Origin of the sequence: Stenotrophomonas oahuensis, from assembly GCF_031834595.1 — a bacterium.
Lineage (GTDB): Bacteria > Pseudomonadota > Gammaproteobacteria > Xanthomonadales > Xanthomonadaceae > Stenotrophomonas > Stenotrophomonas oahuensis.
Genome location: NZ_CP115541.1, coordinates 2,157,231 through 2,176,653 on the forward strand (window position 1 = coordinate 2,157,231; position 19,423 = coordinate 2,176,653).

At 64.6% G+C, this 19,423-nt stretch carries 16 protein-coding genes; 8 read left to right on the top strand and 8 right to left on the bottom strand.

From position 1 onward, the window contains the following. Window positions 1-122: 122 nt before the first annotated feature. The 3 genes from PDM29_RS09425 (at window position 123) to hglS (ending at window position 2,979) form a co-directional block, all read left to right on the top strand. On the top strand, window positions 123-872 hold the full coding sequence (locus tag PDM29_RS09425; RefSeq protein ID WP_311193563.1) for an HAD family hydrolase: 750 nt from the start codon (window positions 123-125) through the stop codon (window positions 870-872). A 4-nt stretch (window positions 873-876) separates the two neighbouring features. Then, window positions 877-1,416: a hypothetical protein gene (locus PDM29_RS09430; RefSeq protein WP_311193564.1), complete on the top strand. Its 540-nt coding sequence runs from the start codon at window positions 877-879 to the stop codon at window positions 1,414-1,416. A gap of 198 nt (window positions 1,417-1,614) precedes the next feature. After that, a complete protein-coding gene (gene hglS, locus PDM29_RS09435; protein WP_311193565.1) occupies window positions 1,615-2,979 on the top strand; it encodes a 2-oxoadipate dioxygenase/decarboxylase HglS in 1,365 nt (454 codons plus the stop codon). Window positions 2,980-3,024: 45 nt separating this feature from the next. Here the strand turns inward: hglS and scpC are convergent, their stop codons facing one another. Continuing rightward, on the bottom strand, window positions 3,025-4,539 hold the full coding sequence (scpC, locus tag PDM29_RS09440) for a succinyl-CoA:acetate CoA-transferase ScpC (RefSeq protein ID WP_311193566.1): 1,515 nt from the start codon (window positions 4,537-4,539) through the stop codon (window positions 3,025-3,027). Between the two features lie 293 nt (window positions 4,540-4,832). Here scpC and glnE point away from each other — a divergent pair, with 293 nt between their 5' ends. After that, window positions 4,833-7,658, top strand: a complete 2,826-nt coding sequence (gene glnE / locus PDM29_RS09445; protein WP_311193567.1) for a bifunctional [glutamate--ammonia ligase]-adenylyl-L-tyrosine phosphorylase/[glutamate--ammonia-ligase] adenylyltransferase — start codon at window positions 4,833-4,835, stop codon at window positions 7,656-7,658. 322 nt (window positions 7,659-7,980) lie between these two features. Here glnE and PDM29_RS09450 read toward each other — a convergent pair whose 3' ends face one another. The 4 genes from PDM29_RS09450 to PDM29_RS09465 all read right to left on the bottom strand — a co-directional run bounded on the left by PDM29_RS09450 (window position 7,981) and on the right by PDM29_RS09465 (window position 11,464). Next, complete coding sequence (locus PDM29_RS09450) at window positions 7,981-8,535, bottom strand: queuosine precursor transporter (protein ID WP_311193568.1); 555 nt, start codon at window positions 8,533-8,535, stop codon at window positions 7,981-7,983. Window positions 8,536-8,998: 463 nt separating this feature from the next. Then, a complete protein-coding gene (locus PDM29_RS09455; protein ID WP_311193569.1) occupies window positions 8,999-9,514 on the bottom strand; it encodes a hypothetical protein in 516 nt (171 codons plus the stop codon). Between the two features lie 25 nt (window positions 9,515-9,539). Next, on the bottom strand, window positions 9,540-10,367 hold the full coding sequence (locus tag PDM29_RS09460; protein WP_425508736.1) for a DUF2145 domain-containing protein: 828 nt from the start codon (window positions 10,365-10,367) through the stop codon (window positions 9,540-9,542). A 131-nt stretch (window positions 10,368-10,498) separates the two neighbouring features. Continuing rightward, the gene (locus tag PDM29_RS09465; protein WP_311193571.1) at window positions 10,499-11,464 is read right to left on the bottom strand and encodes a mitochondrial fission ELM1 family protein; all 966 of its coding nucleotides are present in this window, start codon (window positions 11,462-11,464) and stop codon (window positions 10,499-10,501) included. Between the two features lie 79 nt (window positions 11,465-11,543). On the opposite strand from PDM29_RS09465, the gene PDM29_RS09470 reads away from it, so the two are divergent. After that, the gene (locus PDM29_RS09470; protein ID WP_311193572.1) at window positions 11,544-12,134 is read left to right on the top strand and encodes a malonic semialdehyde reductase; all 591 of its coding nucleotides are present in this window, start codon (window positions 11,544-11,546) and stop codon (window positions 12,132-12,134) included. An 85-nt stretch (window positions 12,135-12,219) separates the two neighbouring features. Further along, the gene (locus PDM29_RS09475; protein ID WP_311193573.1) at window positions 12,220-12,930 is read left to right on the top strand and encodes a YceI family protein; all 711 of its coding nucleotides are present in this window, start codon (window positions 12,220-12,222) and stop codon (window positions 12,928-12,930) included. A 60-nt stretch (window positions 12,931-12,990) separates the two neighbouring features. Here the strand turns inward: PDM29_RS09475 and PDM29_RS09480 are convergent, their stop codons facing one another. The 3 genes from PDM29_RS09480 to PDM29_RS09490 form a co-directional block, all read right to left on the bottom strand. After that, window positions 12,991-13,404 (bottom strand): hypothetical protein, encoded by a 414-nt coding sequence (locus PDM29_RS09480; protein ID WP_311193574.1) that lies wholly within the window; start codon window positions 13,402-13,404, stop codon window positions 12,991-12,993. A gap of 153 nt (window positions 13,405-13,557) precedes the next feature. Continuing rightward, window positions 13,558-14,355: a siderophore-interacting protein gene (locus tag PDM29_RS09485; RefSeq protein ID WP_311193575.1), complete on the bottom strand. Its 798-nt coding sequence runs from the start codon at window positions 14,353-14,355 to the stop codon at window positions 13,558-13,560. A gap of 124 nt (window positions 14,356-14,479) precedes the next feature. Further along, entirely contained in the window at window positions 14,480-14,980 is a 501-nt protein-coding gene (locus PDM29_RS09490; RefSeq protein WP_311193576.1) for a PadR family transcriptional regulator, read from the bottom strand. A 332-nt stretch (window positions 14,981-15,312) separates the two neighbouring features. On the opposite strand from PDM29_RS09490, the gene aceE reads away from it, so the two are divergent. Together aceE and PDM29_RS09500 are read left to right on the top strand one after the other, a co-directional pair. Then, a complete protein-coding gene (gene aceE / locus PDM29_RS09495) occupies window positions 15,313-18,000 on the top strand; it encodes a pyruvate dehydrogenase (acetyl-transferring), homodimeric type (RefSeq protein ID WP_311193577.1) in 2,688 nt (895 codons plus the stop codon). 146 nt (window positions 18,001-18,146) lie between these two features. Next, window positions 18,147-19,421: a hypothetical protein gene (locus PDM29_RS09500; protein ID WP_311193578.1), complete on the top strand. Its 1,275-nt coding sequence runs from the start codon at window positions 18,147-18,149 to the stop codon at window positions 19,419-19,421. Window positions 19,422-19,423 lie beyond the last annotated feature (2 nt).

Sequence of the window (19,423 nt, forward strand, 5' to 3'; positions counted from 1 at the left end):
GACTTTGACGCAACACCAAGCGCAGAAGGGCCCAACACCGCTGGACAACGGTGAAAGGCAGTGAGGGGGGAAGGGCGGCTTCGGCCGCCCTTCCTTTTGCGCGGTCGCGGTATCCTTCCCCCATGATGACCTCCCAACCCACGCCCACCGGCCACATCGGCCTGGTCGGCTTCGACGGTGACGACACGCTCTGGAAGAGCGAGGACTACTACCAGAAAGCCGAACAGGACTACCTCGACATCCTGTCGCGCTATATCGACGTGCACGACACCGCCACCGCCCGGCACCTGCTGGAAGTGCAGCAGCGCAACCTCGCCGTGTTCGGCTACGGCGTAAAGGGCATGACCCTGTCCATGCTCGAAGCCGCCATCGACATCAGCCAGCAGATGATCACCGCGCGTGACCTTCAGCAGATCCTCGACATCGGCCACGACACCCTGCGCCACCCGGTCGAACTCATCGACGGCGTGCGCGAATCGGTTGCCGCCATCGCCAACGACTACCCCGTGGTGCTGATCACCAAGGGCGACCTGTTCCACCAGGAAGCCAAGATCAAGGTCGCCAACCTGCGCGACCTGTTCCCGCGCATCGAGATCGTGTCCGAGAAGGATCCGGAAACCTACGCCCGCGTGCTGGAAGAATTCGACCTGCCCATGGACCGTTTCGTCATGGTCGGCAATTCGCTGCGATCGGACATCGAGCCGGTCGTCACCCTCGGTGGCTGGGGCATCCACACCCCGTATGCCGTCACCTGGGCGCATGAAACCCAGCACGGTGTGGCCGTGGACGAGCCGCGCATGGTGGAAGCTCCCACCGCCTTCGATTGGCCGCAGGCATTGCGCGCCATCGAAGCCAAGGCCGCACAGGGCTGAGCCGGTGAAGCGCCTGTGCCTGCTGCTGGTGTTGTGGCTGGGGCTGCCATGGGCCGCCCTGGCCCAGCAGACGGCCGAGAAGTCCGACACCTACCAGGTGCACACCGGCGATGCCTGGGTGGACGCGCAGCTGCAGGACATCAACCATTACGCCGAGCGTTTCCCCGACAGCTTCCTCGACGAAGTTGCGCGCTATGCCGGCGTGTCGCGCGGTTACATCGCCGCGCTGATGTACACCCACGGCTGGCACGCCGGTGACATCTATTTCGCGTGCTTCTGGGGCAAGGTCACCGAGCATTCCTGCCGCGACTGCGTTCGCGCCTTCAGCCGCCACGTGCCGGAAGAGGGCGGGTTCGTGCAGTGGTCGGATGTGGTGAACGACGACCTCGGCACCGAGCCCACCAACCTGCACTGGCGCGCGCTGCGCCACGCCATTGTGGCCAGCCATGATCACTGGGATCGCCCGGTGGAGCTGGATGCCACGTTGAAGCGGCAATTGGGCGATCGTGCGCAGCGGGATAAGCGGGCGCGGGCCGACCGTTGATTCTCCTGTGACGGGCATGGCCCGTCACTACACGGATGGTTGGCCTGTAGTGACACGCCATGCGTGTCATCGCGGTGCCGGCCCCGCGCGACGCCCCATTCATGGCCCCGCCAAACATCCCGATGACGCGCATGGCGCGTCACTACGCGGTGCGCGACAATGGCGCAAATCCCCCCGCGCCCTGTCTCCGAGTACGCAATGAGCACCACTGCCTTCGTTTCGCCCGACGACATCCGCACCCTGTTCGCGCAGGCCATGTCCAGCATGTACCGCACCGAGGTGCCGCTGTACGGCACACTGGTGGACCTGGTCGCTGAAATCAACGACGCCGTCCTTACCGACAACCCGGCCCTGGCCGACCAGCTCGACCGCAACGACGAGCGCGCCCGCCTCGCCCAGGAACGCCACGGTGCGATCCGCGTCGGCACCGCCGCTGAACTGGCCACCCTCGGCCGCCTGTTCGCGGTGATGGGCATGCACCCGGTGGGGTACTACGACCTGTCCGTGGCCGGCGTGCCGGTGCACTCCACCGCGTTCCGCCCGCGCACCGCCGCTGCGCTTGCGCACAACCCGTTCCGTGTGTTCACCTCGCTGCTGCGGCTGGAACTGATTGAGGACCCCGCCTTACGCGAGCAGGCCGCGCAGATCCTCGCGCGCCGCCACATCTTCACCGACGAATGCCTGCACCTCATCGCCCAGGCCGAGCGTGATGGCGGCCTGGAAGAAACCGAAGCGCGCCGTTTCGTGCTGGCCGCGCTGGAAACCTTCCGCTGGCACAGCGACGCCACCGTGTCGCTGGACACCTACCACGCACTGAGCAAGGCCCATCGCCTCATCGCCGACGTGGTCAGCTTCCGCGGCCCGCACATCAACCACCTCACCCCGCGCACGCTGGACATCGACGCCGCCCAGGCCGGCATGCTCGCGCGCGGTATCGACGCCAAGGCCGTGGTCGAAGGCCCACCGCCGCGCAAGTGCCCGATCCTGCTGCGCCAGACCAGCTTCAAGGCGCTGGAGGAAGAGGTGAACTTCCCCGAAGACGGCCGCAGCGATGTCGGCACCCACACCGCGCGTTTCGGCGAAATCGAGCAGCGCGGTCTGGCGCTGACCCCCAAGGGTCGCGCGCTGTACGACCAGCTGTTGAACCAGGCGCGTGATGCAGGTGGGGCGGGCAGCACCGGCGGTGACTACACCACGCGGTTGGCGAATGCGTTTGCGGCGTTCCCGGATGACCATGACACCCTGCGCCGTGAGGGCTTGGGGTATTACCGGTATGCACTGACCGAGGCCGGGCGTGCGGACAAGGCCGCGGTGGGTTATCTGCCGGCCGAAGCGTTGATTGCCGCCGGTCTGGCGACGGCCGACCCGATTGTGTATGAGGATTTCCTGCCGGTGAGTGCGGCGGGGATTTTCCAGTCCAACCTGGGCGGGGAAGAACAGCGCGCGTATGCCGCGCATGCCAACCGTGAGGCGTTTGAACAGGCGCTGGGGTTGAAGGTGGAGGATGAGTTCGGGATTTACCAGCGGTTGCAGGACGAATCGTTGGCCGCGTTGCGCGGTTGAACCAACCCCGGTAGGTACCGACCGTTGGTCGGTACCGGGGCCACCTCACCCCTTCATCGTCCCCGTATCCAACCACCGCTGGTGCCACGACAACGCCTCCGGCAACAGATGCGGCGTGTGCTTGCCGTAACTCTCACGGCTGGCACGCTCGAAGTAATCATTGATCTGGTCCCGGAACTCCGGGTGCACGCAGTTATCAATCACCACGCGCGCACGCTTGCGCGGGGTCAACCCACGCAGGTCCGCCAACCCCTGCTCGGTCACGATCACCGACACATCGTGCTCGGTGTGATCCACATGGCTCACCATCGGCACAATCGCCGAGATGGTCCCGTTCTTCGCCGTGGACGGACTCAGGAACGCGGAAAGGAACCCGTTACGCGCGAAATCACCCGAACCGCCAATGCCGTTCATGATCCGCGTGCCCATCACGTGGGTGGAATTCACGTTGCCGTAGATGTCCGCCTCGATCATCCCATTCATGCCGATGCAGCCCAGACGGCGCACCAGTTCCGGATGGTTCGAGATCTCCTGCGTACGCATGATGATGCGCTCGCGGTAGAAATCGATGTTCTCCTTGAACGTCTCATTCGCCTGCGGGCTCAGCGCAAACCCCGTGCACGAGGCGTAGCTCAGCACGCCGTCGCGCAGCAGGTCCAGCATGCCGTCCTGGATCACCTCGGTGAACGCGCTCAGGTCGCGGAAGCCGCTCTTGCCCAGCCCCGCCAGCACCGCGTTCGGAATATTGCCCACGCCGCTCTGCAGCGGCAGCAGGTTGGCCGGCAGGCGGCCGCGCGCCACTTCGTGCTTCAGGAACTCGATCAGGTGCCCGGCAATCAGCTCGCTGGTCGCATCAATCGGGCTGAACGGGCTGTTGCGGTCTGGGCCGTTGGTACGCACCACCGCCACAATCTTGTCCGGGTCGCAGCGCAGTGCCGTGTCGCCAATGCGGTCGTTCGCATGCACCAGCGGAATCGGCTTGCGGTACGGCGGCAGCGCCGTGCCGTAGTAGATGTCGTGCATGCCATCCACACCGGCCGGCTGCCACTCGTTGACCTCGACGATCACCTTCTTGGCCAGGTCCAGCCAGGTCTTGTTGTTGCCCACCGACGTGGAAGGCACCAGCGAGCCGTCTTCGCGGATGGCCGACACTTCCACCACCGCCGTGTCGATATCGCCGTAGAAGCCGAACCACACATGCTGGGCCACGTGGCTCAGGTGGATGTCGATGTAATCCAGCTTGCCCTCGTTGATGCGGTTGCGCGCATCCGGGTCGCTCTGGAACGGCATGCGCATCGCGATGCCATCGGCCTTGGCCAGCGCGCCGTCCAGTTCCGGGGCGGTCGAAGCGCCCGTCATCAGGCTGATCTGGAAGGGCTGGTTCTGCGCGTGGAAGGCTTCAATGCGCTCGGCCAGCGCCACCGGCACCGCTTTCGGATAACCCGAACCGGTAAAGCCACTCATGGCGACGGTTTCACCTGGCTGAATCAGTGCAGCGGCAGCTTCGGCAGAAACCACCCGGTCGCGCAGACGCGCGTTGGCAATGCGATCAACAGACATGGCAACAGCAGCTGTGTAGGGGACCTTCATTATCGGCCATACCCGACACCCCCTGTCGTTCGACCAAGGTGTTATGCCGAACACAGGAAATAACCGGCCGTATTCAGCTTCCAGAAAGCTTCTGTACCCACCAGTATTGTTTTGCAGTGCAGCGTGCAACTTGTTTCCGGAGCCTAGATGATCGCCCTGCATCCCGACGTGGGGGAGGGAGCAGAGCCCGCTGGCAGTTCGCTGCAAGCGGGCTTTTTTATGCGCGCAATTCGGGAATCGCGCGACCCGGTCATAATCCCCCCATGCCAATCCCCGCCAACGCCGTCCCCGCCGCCCTTGTCCCCCTGGTAGACCGCGCCTTGGCGCGCCTGGCTCTCAGCCTGGCCGACACGCCCCACTGGCCCCCCACCGAGCCGGTGCTCGACCAACTCCGCGAACTCGCCCTCGCCAGCGACTTCGCCATCGACACCCTGTGCCGCCAGCCCGCACTGCTGTCGCAATTGACCCAAAACGACTGCCCGCCGATCCCGCTTCCGGAACTCGATCCCGAGCACCCCAGCGACTGGCCGGTCCGTCTGCGCCGTTACCGCACCGCCGCCTCCACCCGCCTCATCTGGCGTGACCTGAACGGGCTGGACGACGTCCCCGCCACCCTGCGCGGTGCCACCGCCCTGGCCGAAGACTGCCTCGGCCTCGCCCTGGCCGCGCTGGAGAAGGAATTCGCCACCCGCCACGGCACCGTGCGTGCCACCGCCGACGGCAGCGAACAGCGCCTGGTCGTGTTCGGGCTGGGCAAGCTAGGCGGCGGCGAACTCAACTTCAGCTCCGACGTCGACCTGGTCTACGCCTACCCACAGGGCGGCGAATCCGACGGCCCGCGCCCGCTGGCCGCCGAGGAATACTTCGCCCGCCTCGGCCAGCGCCTGGCCAAGCTGCTCGACGAAACCACCGTGGACGGCTTCAGCCACCGCGTGGACCTGCGCCTGCGCCCGTTCGGCAACGCCGGCCGCGTGGCGCTGTCGTTCGCCGGCATGGACAACTACTTCCAGCGCGAAGGCCGCGACTGGGAGCGCTACGCCTGGCTCAAGGCCCGCGCCGTGGCCGGTGACATCCCCGCCGGCGAAGCCTGGCTGCAGACCCTGCGCCCGTTCGTGTACCGCCGCTACCTCGATTTCACCGCGCTGGACGGCCTGCGTGAAATGAAAGCCGCCATCACCGCCGAAGTCGCGCGCAAGGACATGTTCGACGACATCAAGCGTGGCCCCGGCGGTATCCGCGAAATCGAATTCCTCACCCAGGCCCTGCAGCTCATCCGCGGCGGCCGCGAGGCCACCCTGCGCGAGCGCCGCCTGCTGTACGCGCTGCCCGCCCTGGTCGCGTGTGGCCAGATGGACCCGCAGGACGGGGCCGACCTGCTGCACGCCTACGACTTCCTGCGCCGGCTGGAAAACCGCCTGCAGATGCTGCGCGACGCCCAGACCCACGCCCTGCCCAGCGATCCCACCGACCGCCTGCGTCTGGCCTGCACGCTCGGCTACGCTGATTGGGATGCGCTGGTTGCCGCACTCGACGTGCAGCGCAACCGCGTCAGCACCGAGTTCGCCGCATTGCTCGCCCCACGCGCCGGCCAGGCCGCCCCCGACGCGCTTTCGAACTACTGGCGCGGCCTGCCCGAAGGCAGCAGTGCCGAGGTGCTGGCCGAGGCCGGCTTCAGTGATGCGCACGGGGCCGACCAGTCGCTGCGTGATTTCGCCCAGTCGCTCGGCGTGAAGTCGCTCTCTGACGCCGCGCGGGCGCGCCTGGACCGCGTGCTGCCCGCGCTGCTGCACGCCGCCACCCGCTCACCGCAGCCCGACGCCGCGCTCAAGCGCGTGCTCGGCCTGCTGCAGGCTGTTCTGCGCCGCACCAGCTACCTCGCCCTGCTGGACGAACAGCCCAGCGCGCTCGCCCGCCTTGTCGACGTGCTCGCCCGCAGTGCACTGCTGGCCGAACGTCTCGCCGCGTATCCGCTGCTGCTGGACGAACTGCTCGACATCCGCGTGTCCGGCCCGATGCCGGACGAAGCCGCCATGCAGGCCGAGTGCAACGCCGCGCTCAACGTCGACGACCCTGAGGCCGCGCTGCGCCTGCTCAACGAAACCCGCCTCGCGCTCAGCTTCCGCATGGCTCTGGCCGCACTGGATGGCCGCCAGCGCGCCGTCGACAGCACCCGTCAGCTCGCCCAGCTTGCGCAGGCCGTGGTCGTCACCGCGCTGCAGATGGCCGAGGCCGACATGCAGCAGGCGCACGGCATCATTCCCGGCGGCCGCTTCGCCATCATCGGCTACGGCAGCCTGGGTGGGCTTGAGCTCGGCTTCGGTTCCGACCTCGACCTCGTGTTCCTGCACGACCACCCCAGCGACCAGGACAGCAGCGACGGCAAGCGCCCGCTTGACCCCGGCCGCTGGTACGCGCGCCTCGCCCAGAAGGTGATGGCCCTGCTCGGCGCCGTCACCGCCGCCGGCCGCCTGTACGACATCGACGTGCGCCTGCGCCCGGATGGCGGCAAGGGCTCGCTCGTCTCCTCGCTGGCCAGCTACACCGAATACCAGCGCGAGCGCGCGTGGACCTGGGAACACCAGGCCCTCGTGCGCGCACGCGGCATTGCCGGCGATGAAAGCCTGCTGGCTGATTTCGAACGCGTGCGCGCGCAGACCCTCGGCCGCGTGCGCGATCGCGAGGTGTTGTTTGCGGATGTGCTGAAGATGCGCGCCCGCATGCGTACTGAGCTGGACCGCAGTGATGCGGGTCGTCTGGATCTGAAGCAGGGGCCAGGCGGGGTAGTGGACCTCGAGTTCCTGCTGCAAACCGGCGTGCTGGACAGCGCCGCAGAACACCCGCAGGTGCTGGGGCCGCGTGACACGCCCAGCTTGATTGATGCGCTGGCGGAGATGGCGTGGCTGCCGGGTGGCACGCGCGATGGATTGCATGAAGCGCATGCCGCGCTGCTGGATGTGGGGTTGGCGTGCACGTTGGACAGAAGGCCGCGCATGGCCGTGCCGACGCCGGCATTGGAGGAGGCGCAGCGCGTGATCACCGCAGCGTGTGATGCTGCGGACCTCCCGTTCACCAGCTCCACGGCTGCATGACTGCTTTGGTGGGATCGGTCGACAGACGATCGCCGATAACGCCCGATCGGCGCTTTAACGCATGGACCCCACCGGGCAAACGCTTTCAACGGCGGCCACGCGTCTTGCTGCACTGGTGGGGGCGGTCGACAGACGCCCGCCGATAACGCCCGATCGGTGCTTTAACGCATGGGCCCATCCGGGCAAACGCCTCCGTTCCCCGGTCATGCGTCCCCGAACGTGGTCCTCCTACCGGCGGTCGACTGTCGTCCGACCCTACCGGGCAGGTCTCATCTCCATTACGACGAACGCGTGGCCACGCGCCCGGGCCTCACCGCCAACCTCACCCCACCCGCGGCGCCATCTTCCACAACAACGCCCGGAACGGGGCCAACAAAAACACCCCGATCCCCAGCTTCACCGCCAGATCCCCCGCCGCCCAACTCACCCACGGCAAACCGGACCCAGCGAACGCAATACTCCAGAAAATGCACGTATCCAACGTCGCACTGCACGTCGTCGCCACCATCGGCGCGCGCCACCAGTTCCCCCGGCGCAGCCGGTCAAACACAGTGATATCCAACAACTGGGCCGCAATGAACGCCACGCACGACGCCACCGCAATACGCGGCGTGGCGATCCACACCGAAAGCACAACCGCCAGCGCAAACCCCGCCCACGCCACCCGCCGCGCCGCCGACGGCCCGAAGCGCCGGTTGATCAGATTGCTGACCAGAAACGCCACCGGGTAGCTGAACGCCCCCCAGGTCAGCCAGTCATTGATCGGAAACTGCACCAGCACATTCGACAGCAGCACCACCGCGCCCATCGCCAACACCGCCAGCAGCAGGCTGCGGGTGGTCAACGGAGCAAACACAACATCGGGGCGCGCGGACATGGCGAACAGGGGCAGGGTGGGGAAGGGGGCGCATTATCCCCCATCCCGAGCGGCGGGGCCGGATGTCGCACTGGGTGCGGAGTGTGGCTTTGGCTGTGGCTCTGTTGTGGCTTTGGTAGAGGCGGTCGCAAGACGCCTGCCGATAACACCCGATCGGCCCTTTAACGCATGGACCCCAACCGGGCAAACGCGTCCGGTCCCCGGTCATGCACCGCGAGCCGGTGGACGGCCGACACAATCCCTGTCCTCAGGACAGGGATTGTAGGCGGCACATGCGACAGCACGGGAAGGATAAAACCCATTGTAATCAAAGGGTTTTCATTGAGGAGGTAAGCACCGTGCAGGTCCATCCATACAATCGGCGTCCTTAGGACGCCGATTGTATGGATGGAAATCCCAATCGCCCGGCAGCGTTCAGGCGCAGCCGCCCGCGCAGATCAATGTCGCAGGCGTCCCGCTCCCCTCAATACGCCTCACTCATCTGTGACTTCGCCGCATCCGCCGTCGGCATGAACGCCAGGGTTTCCCCCTTTGCATTGGCCACCATCCACCCGGCACCGGCTTCGGTCGGGGTCAGGTCCAACACATCGCCCACCTTCAACGTCTTGCCCGGGTTGTTCTCGCGCGCCGGCCACTGAATCACCGCAACCTCAGGCGATTCCGGGTTCCGCAGCGCGACTTCAACAGCGCCATCGGCCTTGGTTTCCACCGTCTCCACCGTCAACGGCGGCAGCGGCTGTGCCTTTGCGGCCTTACCCTTGCCCTTCCCGTTGCCGGACTCGCTCAGCTTCTCCGACCCCGCGACCGAAGCGCCCAGCGTCAACCACACCGGCGAGGTCACAATCGCCACAGCCACCGACGAACCCGCCATTCCGTAGCTGCCCACCTTGTCGCTGAAGCCGGTGGGCGGGTCGCCCGCGTAGACCGGTGCGGCCACCAACAGCGTTGCCAGTGCCGCGGAAATCAAAGAACTGCGCATCAGTGCGTCTCCCTGTTCGTGTGTTTCAAGGTTGCGGTGCCGCCATGCCGGCTACCGGCACGTGCGCCACGCTCAGCTCCTGCACCAGCAGGTCATGCTGCTGCAGGAAATCGAACACAGATTCCACCGTCACTACCGAGTAGTTGCCGGAAATACGTTCGCTGCCCGGGTGGTCGGTGGTGGCCGCATTGGCCGCGAAGAAGCGCGCGCCCAGCCGCTTGCCCACGCCAATGTGCAGAATGCTGGGCTTGTAGCGGTACGCACGCAGGTAAGACTGCGCCTGCCTGCGCGTGCTGATCGTGTTGCCCTGGTCGGCCTGCTGCATCGCCGCCACCAGCACTTCCAGCACCCACTGGTTGGAGTTCTGGTATTCCAGCGAGAACGGGAAGGCCACCACGCTGTAGCGCGGTTCGTGCAGGGCTTTGGCGGTTGCGCCGTCACCCGCAAGCAGCGTCTTCAGCGCCGTGCGCAGTTCCGGCGTGGGCACGCCCACGCGGATATCCGTGTGGGTGCCGGTTTCACCAATGAAATTGCTCAGCCCTTCGCGGAACAGCGTCGAGGTTGAAGACTTGCAGTGGTTCAGCAGATGCACCACTCGCCACTGGCCGTCGTCTTCGCGCAGTGCGAGCGCAAGGTGACTGTGGCGCAGGCCGTATTTGCTCAGGTCCTGGCCGCCGCGTGCCAGCAGCGCCACGTCCACGTTCTCCTGCGCGTCCAGGGATTCGGCCGTGGCCTGGGCCACGTCGAACATGGCGGCCATTGAGGCCGGGGTGGGGTAGCGGGGCAGGCATTCCGGTGCCGCCAGGGCGGTGCCTGGCATTAAAAGCAGCAAGCAGATCAACCAACGTTCCATGTCACCCCCTTACGTTTGGGCATCTTACCCATAACGGGCGGCCGGAATCCTGCGATGACGCGCATGGCGCGTCACTACGGAGCTTCGGGCGGCGTGTAGTGACGCGCCATGCGCGTCATCGCGGTGCCCGGTCAACCGACCAACCGCTCCAACACCAACGTGGCCACCCGCCCGGTCTCCCGCAACGGCACCACATCCCCTTCAACCCCCCACTCCAACCACCGTTCCTGCAACCGCCCGCGCTCGCGCAGCGCCTGCTGGAACGCCACCATCCTTCCCTGCGCCTGCTCGCCCAGCGCCACACACACCGGCACCCGCGTCGCACACGCCTCGGACAACAGATTCACTGAATCCGGCGACACCACCACGCGATGCGCCCAGCCCAACAGCCCTGCATACGGATTCACCCCATCGCCACCATCGCCCCAGATCACCTGCGGCAACCCAGCAAACGCACTACGCAGCGCCCCCACCAACGCCGGCGGGGTCCGCCGCGAGGTCGTCGCCAACACACTGCCGCCCTCGGCCCGCACCTGCGCGGCAACCTCTTCAAACACCCGCGCCATGGCCGCCTCATCCCAAGGCGCATGCCCGGTCGGCCCGCCCACCAGCAGCGCCGTCCGCGGCCCCGGCAACGAACCGAACTCCGCAAACGCCGCACGCCCCAGCGCCAGCCAATCGTCATTCACCGGGTTCAAGCTGCCCAGCAGGGTCAGCACGTTCTCGCCACGCAGGCGGTCGTGTTCCGGCACCACCACCAGATCCCAATGCCGGAGCGAAATGCGCGGGTCCAGAATCTGCACCACGGTAGAACCGCGCTCGCGCAACAACCGCAGCGCCCCCGCCGCCTGCCGCCCACACCCCACCACCAGCTCCGGCGGACTCGCAGCCAACGCAGACAACCCCGGTCCAAAACCGTCAGCCATCCCCGGCAACCAGCGCGGAGCCACCCACTTCCAAGGCGCGCGCGGCTGCAGCACCAGCGGCCGATGGGCCCCCAGCTTCAGCGCGCTGGCCAGCGCCACTGCCTGGCGCACATTACCCGCGCGGCCGTCAGTGATCGTCCAGGGGGCGGTCCATCGTTTCACGTGTGGCATTAATTCGTTTCAGTCAGGCTGGGTGTTGCAGCTGTTGCGACACTCTACACTGCGAGCCTTCACCGATCCCGGAGGCTTCATGTCCAACGTGCTTAACGACACCGCGCTAGACCAGCTGTTCCGTACCGCCCGCACCCAGAACGCCTTCCAGGACAAGCCCGTGGAAGACGCCCAGCTGCGCGCCCTGTACGACCTGCTGAAGTGGGCCCCCACCGCTGCCAACGGCAGCCCGGCGCGTTTCGTGTTCGTGAAGTCGAAGGAAGCCAAGGCCAAGCTGGCCCCGGCGCTGTCCGAGGGCAACCTCAACAAGACCCTCGCCGCCCCGGTCACCGTGATCGTCGGCTTCGACGAAGACTTCCACGAGAAGCTGCCGTTCCTGTTCCCGCACACCGACGCCAAGGCGTGGTTCGACGGCCCGCGTGAAGGCCGCACCGAAGGCGCGTTCCGCAACGGCAGCCTGCAGGGTGGCTACCTCATCCTCGCCGCCCGCGCGCTAGGCTTGGATGCCGGCCCCATGAGCGGCTTCGACAACGCCAAGGTGGACGAGGCCTTCTTCAAGGGCACCGCCATCAAGTCGAATTTCCTGGTCAACTTGGGGTACGGTGATCCTTCGGGCCTGTTCCCCCGGCTGCCTCGCCTGTCGTTCGACGAAGCCGCCCGCATCGAATAAGCGTCACCGCCAGACCGCGGCCCGTCTGTGCGGACGGGCTGTATGTAGTTGCTTTCTTCCCCTTCCCTTAGCGAGAGAGACTCACATGACCGTTACCCGCAAACTGCTGCTGCCGCTGGCCCTCACCCTGGCCATCACCGCCTGCTCGAAGCCGGCCGATGAAGCCGCCGCCCCGGCCGCCGACGCCGCTGCCACCCCGGCCGCTGCTGAAACCACCACCCCGGCTGCTGATGCCGCTGCCGCTGCGCCGGCTGCTGAAGCCATCCAGATCGCTTCGGGCACCTACAAGCTCGACCCGAGCCACACCGACGTGCTGGCCCAGTGGAGCCACTTCGGCTTCTCCAACCCCAGCGCCCACTTCGGCAACGCCGAAGGCACCCTGGTGTTCGATTCCGCTGACGTGACCAAGAGCACCGTCGAAGTGAAGCTGCCGCTGAGCGGCCTGAACAGCTTCACCGCCAAGTTCGACGAACACCTGAAGAGCGCCGATTTCTTCGACGCCGCCAAGTTCCCGGCCGCCACCTTCAAGAGCACCAAGGTGGAAGCTGCTGGCACCAACAAGCTGACCGTCACCGGTGACCTGACCATCAAGGACATCACCAAGCCGGTCGTGCTGGACGTCACCATCAACGGCGGTGGCGAGCACCCGATGGCCAAGGTTCCGGCGGCTGGCTTCGACGCCACCACCACCATCAAGCGCAGCGATTTCGGCGTCGGCGCATATGCTCCGAACGTGAGCGATGAAGTGAAGATCCGCATCACCACCGAAGCGACCGGCGAAAAGCCGGCTGCGTAACGGTTGATGGATTGAAACGCAAAAGGCCCGGCAGAAATGCCGGGCCTTTTTCGTTCTACCTCACCCCACCAACTTCCCCAACCACAACACACTGAAATCCGTCGGGGTCCGCCGTGCCGGCACCACCACCCCTGTTTCCCGCAAAAATACATGCGTGGCCTGCGCAAACGCCTGCCGCGCCACCAACGCCGTCTGCTTCACCGCCGCCTGCTGCTTGCGCAACTGCACGATCTGCAGGTTCGGCTTCCCGGGTGCGGCGAACTTTTGATACTTCCGCAGCTCATCGGCCACCAGGTCCATGTCGGCCTGGGCTTTCAGGAGCGCTTGTTGGGAAAGGGCGAGGGCCAAGGCGGCCTCGCGCACCGGGACGGTGGCGTTTGGGGCGGCGGCGGCCAGGGCAGCATCAAGGGAAGGGTCGCCTTCTTGAAGGCGCGCAACAAGGTCGGCAAGGGCCGAAGAGGTCAGGGCAGGCATAGAGGGAATTGTAATCCCGGCGATGACGCGGCACGCGCGTCATCGGCCATGTTCGGGCACCCCGCATGACGCGCATGGCGCGTCACTACGTTTCCCACGTCCGACGTCGCGTAGTGACGCGCCATGCGCGTCATCCCGGTCCATCAGGCGCGGTCAATCCCCCTCATGCTCATCCCCGTGCGCCTTCCAATACCCCTTCGACCGGATCCACTCCTTCGGCACCCCCAGATGCCCCTCCAGATACTTCCGCATCATCCGCGCCCGGCGTGACTCGGTGGCAATCCAGTAGAACGTATCCCCCTCCGGCTCCTCGAAATCAGTAAACACGTCCTCCAGCAGCGTGCTGGTGGCCGCATCAAACCAATTCCGCTCCAGCCACGAAACCGCAATCCGCTCATCCTCAGGCAGCTCCTGCCGGTCCTCCGCCGAAGGCACTTCCACATACACCTGCGCCCGCGCACCCTCCGGCAACTGCTCCAACCACCGCGCAATCGCCGGCAGCGCGGTCTCATCGCCAATCAGCACATACGTATCAAAGTCATCCGCGGTGATATGCGACCCACGCGGCCCACCCACCGCAATCGCATCACCCGGCTTCGCATTCGACGCCCAGCGCGACGCCACGCCGTCGCCATGCAGCACGAAGTCGATCGCCAGCTCCCCCGCCTCCAGGTCCCACCAGCGCGGCGTGTAATCACGCGCAGGGGAGGGCTCCTGGCCTTCCGGGTAGCGCGGGCCGTGTTCGGTCATGGTGGGCACCACAAATTCCCCCGCTGCATTGGGGAAGAACAACTTCACGTGGTCGTCCGGCGCGGGCGAATCAAAGCCCTCCAACGCCGGCCCACCCACCACCACCCGGCGCATGCTGGGGGTCAGCTCTTCGGTGCGCAGCACCTGCAGCGGGCGGAACTTCACGGTATGACGCAGCAACTGATGTTCGTGCAAAGCCATGGGGGAATACCTGTATCAAGGTCGCCGAAGCGGCAAATGTGAAATGTGTTGCCTGGGCGGGTCACGACCAACGGTCGTGACCTACCGGGGTGTTTCGCGATGTTTCATTCAACCCGATGAACCGTCACCGCCCGGCCCGAATCCTCAAAGCCGCCTCGCGCAACGCCTGCGCCACAACAGCAGCGTTCTCATCCGACCACCGCGCGTGATGCAACCCAAGCGCCTGCTTCACCTCACGCAGCGCCTCCCGCACCGGCATCGGCAAATTCGCCTTCGCAATCGTGCGCGCGCTGTCGCGAACGCGGCGCATCGCCGCATTCACCTCATCGCGCTGCGCCTCCAGCTCCGCCTGTCCCAGCGCATTGAGCTGAAACCGCCGCCGGCCACCATCACTGCTCACATCCACCCAACCAGACGCCTCGAACTGCGCCAGCACCGGGTAGATCGAGCCCGCACTGGGCGTGTATACCCGCACGAACATCTCTGCGATGCACTGGATGAGCTCATAGCCATGCCGCGGCTGCTCCGCCAGCAGCGCCAGCACCAGCAGGCGCAGGTCACCCCGGCTCAGCGGCCGCGCGCTGCTGGAGCGGGCAGGGGAATCAGGTTCGCGTGGACAGGTCATTTCGATATATCGATTCGAGTGCGATAACGATATATCGAAAACCACCGGACGGAAACCCCGAACCCCGAATCCGTTCACCAAACGCACCGTGCCCCGCATGGAACAACCCACCCACCGCGCCCGATTGTCGCGCCCTGTCCCAAAGACAACCCCCAAATACCAAGCATCGCGCACCGTAGAGCCGGGCTTGCCCGGCTGAAACCGCCGCGATCCCCGGCTGCTCCACCTCCATACGCCCCCGTAGCGAAGATCGCAAACCCATTGGTGCGCTACACTTTGCGGCTAGAAATCTAAAACACCTCGCGCGCGTGCGTGCGGTCATGGGAGCGCTAATGAACTGGTTGAACGATGTGCTGAGCAACGACCCGAACCCGGTGGAAACCCAGGAGTGGATCGAGTCGCTGAAGGCCGTTATTGATGTCGAGGGCCCTGAGCGCGCGCATCAGCTGTTGGAAGGCATGGTGGAACTCACCCGTCGTTCGGGTGCCTACCTGCCGTTCTCTCCCACCACCGAGTACGTGAACACCATTTCGCCGAACCTGGAGGCCAAGAGCCCCGGCAACGCCGAACTGGAATGGCGCATTCGTTCCATCATCCGCTGGAACGCCATGGCCACCGTCGTGCGCGCGAACCGCAAGCCGGGCGACCTGGGCGGCCACATCGCCAGCTTCGCCTCCGGTGCCACCCTGTACGACGTGGGCTTCAACCACTTCTGGCGCGCCCCCAGCGACAACCACCCCGGCGACCTGCTGTTCATCCAGGGCCACAGCGCCCCGGGCATCTATGCGCGTTCCTTCCTGGAAGGCCGCATTGACGAACAGCAGCTCGACAAGTTCCGCATGGAAGTCGACGGCGGCGGCCTTTCCAGCTACCCGCACCCGTGGCTGATGCCGGACTACTGGCAGACCCCCACCGTGTCGATGGGCCTGGGCCCGCTGGCCGCCATCTACCAGGCGCAGTTCCTGCGTTACCTGGAAAACCGTGGCCTGATCGAAAAGAGCGACCGCAAGGTGTGGTGCTTCATCGGCGACGGCGAAAGCGACGAGCCGGAAACCCTCGGTGCCATCGCCCTGGCCGGCCGTGAAGGCCTGGACAACCTCATCTTCGTGGTGAACTGCAACCTGCAGCGCCTGGACGGCCCGGTGCGCGGCAACGGCAAGATTATCCAGGAACTGGAGGGCGTGTTCCGTGGCGGCGGCTGGAACGTCATCAAGCTGCTGTGGGGCGGTTACTGGGATGCCCTGCTGGCCAAGGACACCAACGGTGTTCTGAAGAAGCTGATGATGGAAACCGTCGACGGCGAATACCAGAACTGCAAGGCCTTCGGCGGCGCGTACACGCGCGAGCATTTCTTCGGCAAGTACCCGGAAACCGCCGCCATGGTGGCCGGTCTGTCCGACGACGACATCTGGCGCCTGAACCGCGGCGGCCACGACCCGCACAAGGTGTATGCCGCCTACCACGAAGCCGTGAACACCAAGGGCATGCCCACCGTGATTCTGGCCAAGACCGTGAAGGGCTACGGCATGGGCAGCGCCGGTGAAGCGCTGAACCCCACCCACCAGACCAAGAAGCTGGACGACGAAGCCGTTCGCCACTTCCGCGACCGCTTCAACATTCCGGTCACCGACGAGCAGCTGAAGGACGGCCAGGTGCCGTTCTATCACCCCGGCCCGGACAGCCCGGAAGTTAAGTACCTGCAGGAACGCCGTGCCGCCCTGGGCGGTTACCTGCCGCAGCGCCGCCGCAAGGCCAGCAAGAGCTTCAACGCACCGAAGCTGGAAGCCTACGAGCGCCTGCTGAAGAGCAGCGGCGAGCGCAGCTACAGCACCACCATGGCCTTCGTGCAGAGCCTGAACATCACCCTGCGCGACAAGGAACTGGGCCCGCACATCGTGCCGATCGTGGCCGACGAAGCCCGTACCTTCGGTATGGAAGGCCTGTTCCGCCAGATCGGCATCTACGCGCCGTTCGGCCAGAAGTACAAGCCGGTCGACGCCGACCAGCTGATGTTCTACCGCGAAGACCAGAGCGGGCAGGTGCTGCAGCAGGGCATCAGCGAACCCGGTGCCATTGCCTCGTGGATGGCCGCCGGTACCAGCTATTCGGTGAGCAACGTGCCGATGCTGCCGTTCTACATCTACTACAGCATGTTCGGCTTCCAGCGCGTGGGCGACATTGCCTGGCAGGCCGCCGACATGCGTACCCGCGGCTTCCTGCTCGGCGGCACCGCCGGCCGCACCACCCTGAACGGTGAAGGCCTGCAGCACGAAGACGGCCACAGCCACCTGGCCGCCGGCGGCATTCCGAACGTGCGCAGCTACGACCCGACCTTCGGCTTCGAAGTGACGGTGATTCTGCAGCACGGCACCAAGGCGATGATGGAAGACCAGGTAGACGAGTACTACTACCTGACCCTGATGAACGAAAACTACACCCACCCGGAAATGCCGGAAGGTGCAGCCGAAGGCATCGTGAAGGGTATGTACCTGCTGACCGACGCCGGCAAGCCGAAGAAGAACGAGCTGCGCGTGCAGCTGCTGGGTTCGGGCACCATTCTGCGCGAAGCCATTGAAGCGGCCGCGCTGCTGGAGAAGGACTTCGGCGTCACCGCCGACATCTGGAGCTGCCCCAGCTTCAACGAACTGCGCCGCGATGGCTTCGACGCAGAGCGTTGGAACCGCCTGCACCCGGAAGACACCCAGCGCAAGGCCTATGTGACCGAGCTGCTGGAAGACCGCCAGGGCCCGGTGATTGCCGCCACCGACTACGTGCGCGCCTACGCCGACCAGATCCGCGCCTTCGTGCCGGCCACCTACACCGTGCTGGGCACCGACGGCTTCGGCCGCTCGGACACCCGCGCCAACCTGCGCCGCTTCTTTGAAGTGGATCGGTACTACATTGCCCACGCGGCAATTGCGGCACTGGCGAAGGACGGGAAGATGACCGGGAAGGATGTGGCGAGAGCGATCAAGCAGTACAAGATTGATCCGGAGAAGGCTAACCCTGTTGGGGTTTGATTGAAGGCGCAAAGGGGGGGGCGACTAAAGTCGCTCCCCTTTTTTTTGCAGCCTTGACGAAACTGCGCCAAGGCAGCGATGATCGATTACATGTGGAATAAGCACTCTCAAATTTTTTGACTCTAAGACTGTTCAAGGAAACGAACATGAGCAAAGCACTAGCAGAGATCGCATACGACCTTCACTCTGGGCTCGCATCTAATCAAATTCCAGAGTTTGATGACCTGCAGTTGATCGGAATGGCCGGTACTTTAGCGATTCACATCAAAGGCTTGGGTGAGATTGAATACGAAGTGCTAAGGAAGGTCTCCGATCACTTAATGAATATTCCTTCACTTGCACTGGAGAGGGTGTTGCGGTTACTGGGCGATGTGGGCTTTGTGAGGCTTGTCGAAAATGGAAGGCGCATCACAAGTGTAATTCCGAACATCCCAGTGTTTGATGATGTCTATGCGGGTATCGGTAAATATGCAGCATCAGAGTGCACGCTAAACGAGCATGAGCAAGCAACCATTCAGATTCTTGGGGTTTTGCAGCAGTCTCCCATAAACAAGAACTCCCTCATCAATAGCATGGGGGCCGAGAAGAGGGTTTTTGATCGGTGTCTGGTGGTTGGGAAAGCAAGTGGGATCGTTAGTGAGCACCAGGCTCGGGGCAGGGACATACTCATTAGTCCATTCTACTTTTCGGATAACCTTGATGGATTGGCGGACGCTGCGGCATCCGCGGGAGCAGGTGCCATTAAGTCAACTCTGGAGAAGGTGAGGGCAAACCAAGGTTGGCCGCTATCGGTTGTCAAGCAAACCCGAGAGATTGGTGGAGTCAGCCTTTCGCAAACCGAGCTATCTCTTGTCGATAAAATGGCGGGGGAGGGTATGATCAAGCCCCCGACGATTTCCTTTGGAAATAAAAGTGAATCGTTCTTGTTTACGCCCAAGCCGGGTGCGACTAGGCTAAACGCTTCTAATCGAGAAATCTACGAGCGCGCAATGGCGCTCATATCTGCTGTGCGAAAAGGTCAACTGCTAGCGGATAGCTACCGCATACGAAGTCCTGTGCGCATACTGGAAAGCTTGCGAGAAAAGGGCTACTTAGGCTCCAACTCCGAGGCGCGCGCGCAGTATCAAAATCTTGTTGTGCTGAAGGTTGCATATCTAAAGCAGACTTCCGGGAACATGTGGCAGCTTTGCTTGAACCGTACCCCGGAGAATGAGGATGCGCTAACACTCGCTATTTCGCTGCTAAGGACGGGTGAGCTGTCTGGGATGGAGATCAACAATGATGCCAGGATCGCACTTAGCAAGGGCGAGGAATACATACAATCATTGATATCAGCATCCGAGATTAAGAAGCGCCAGCGTGTAGTTGCTGATCCCCAGGCAACATTCGAGTTCGAACAACTTCTGCTAAAGTTGAGTTGAGA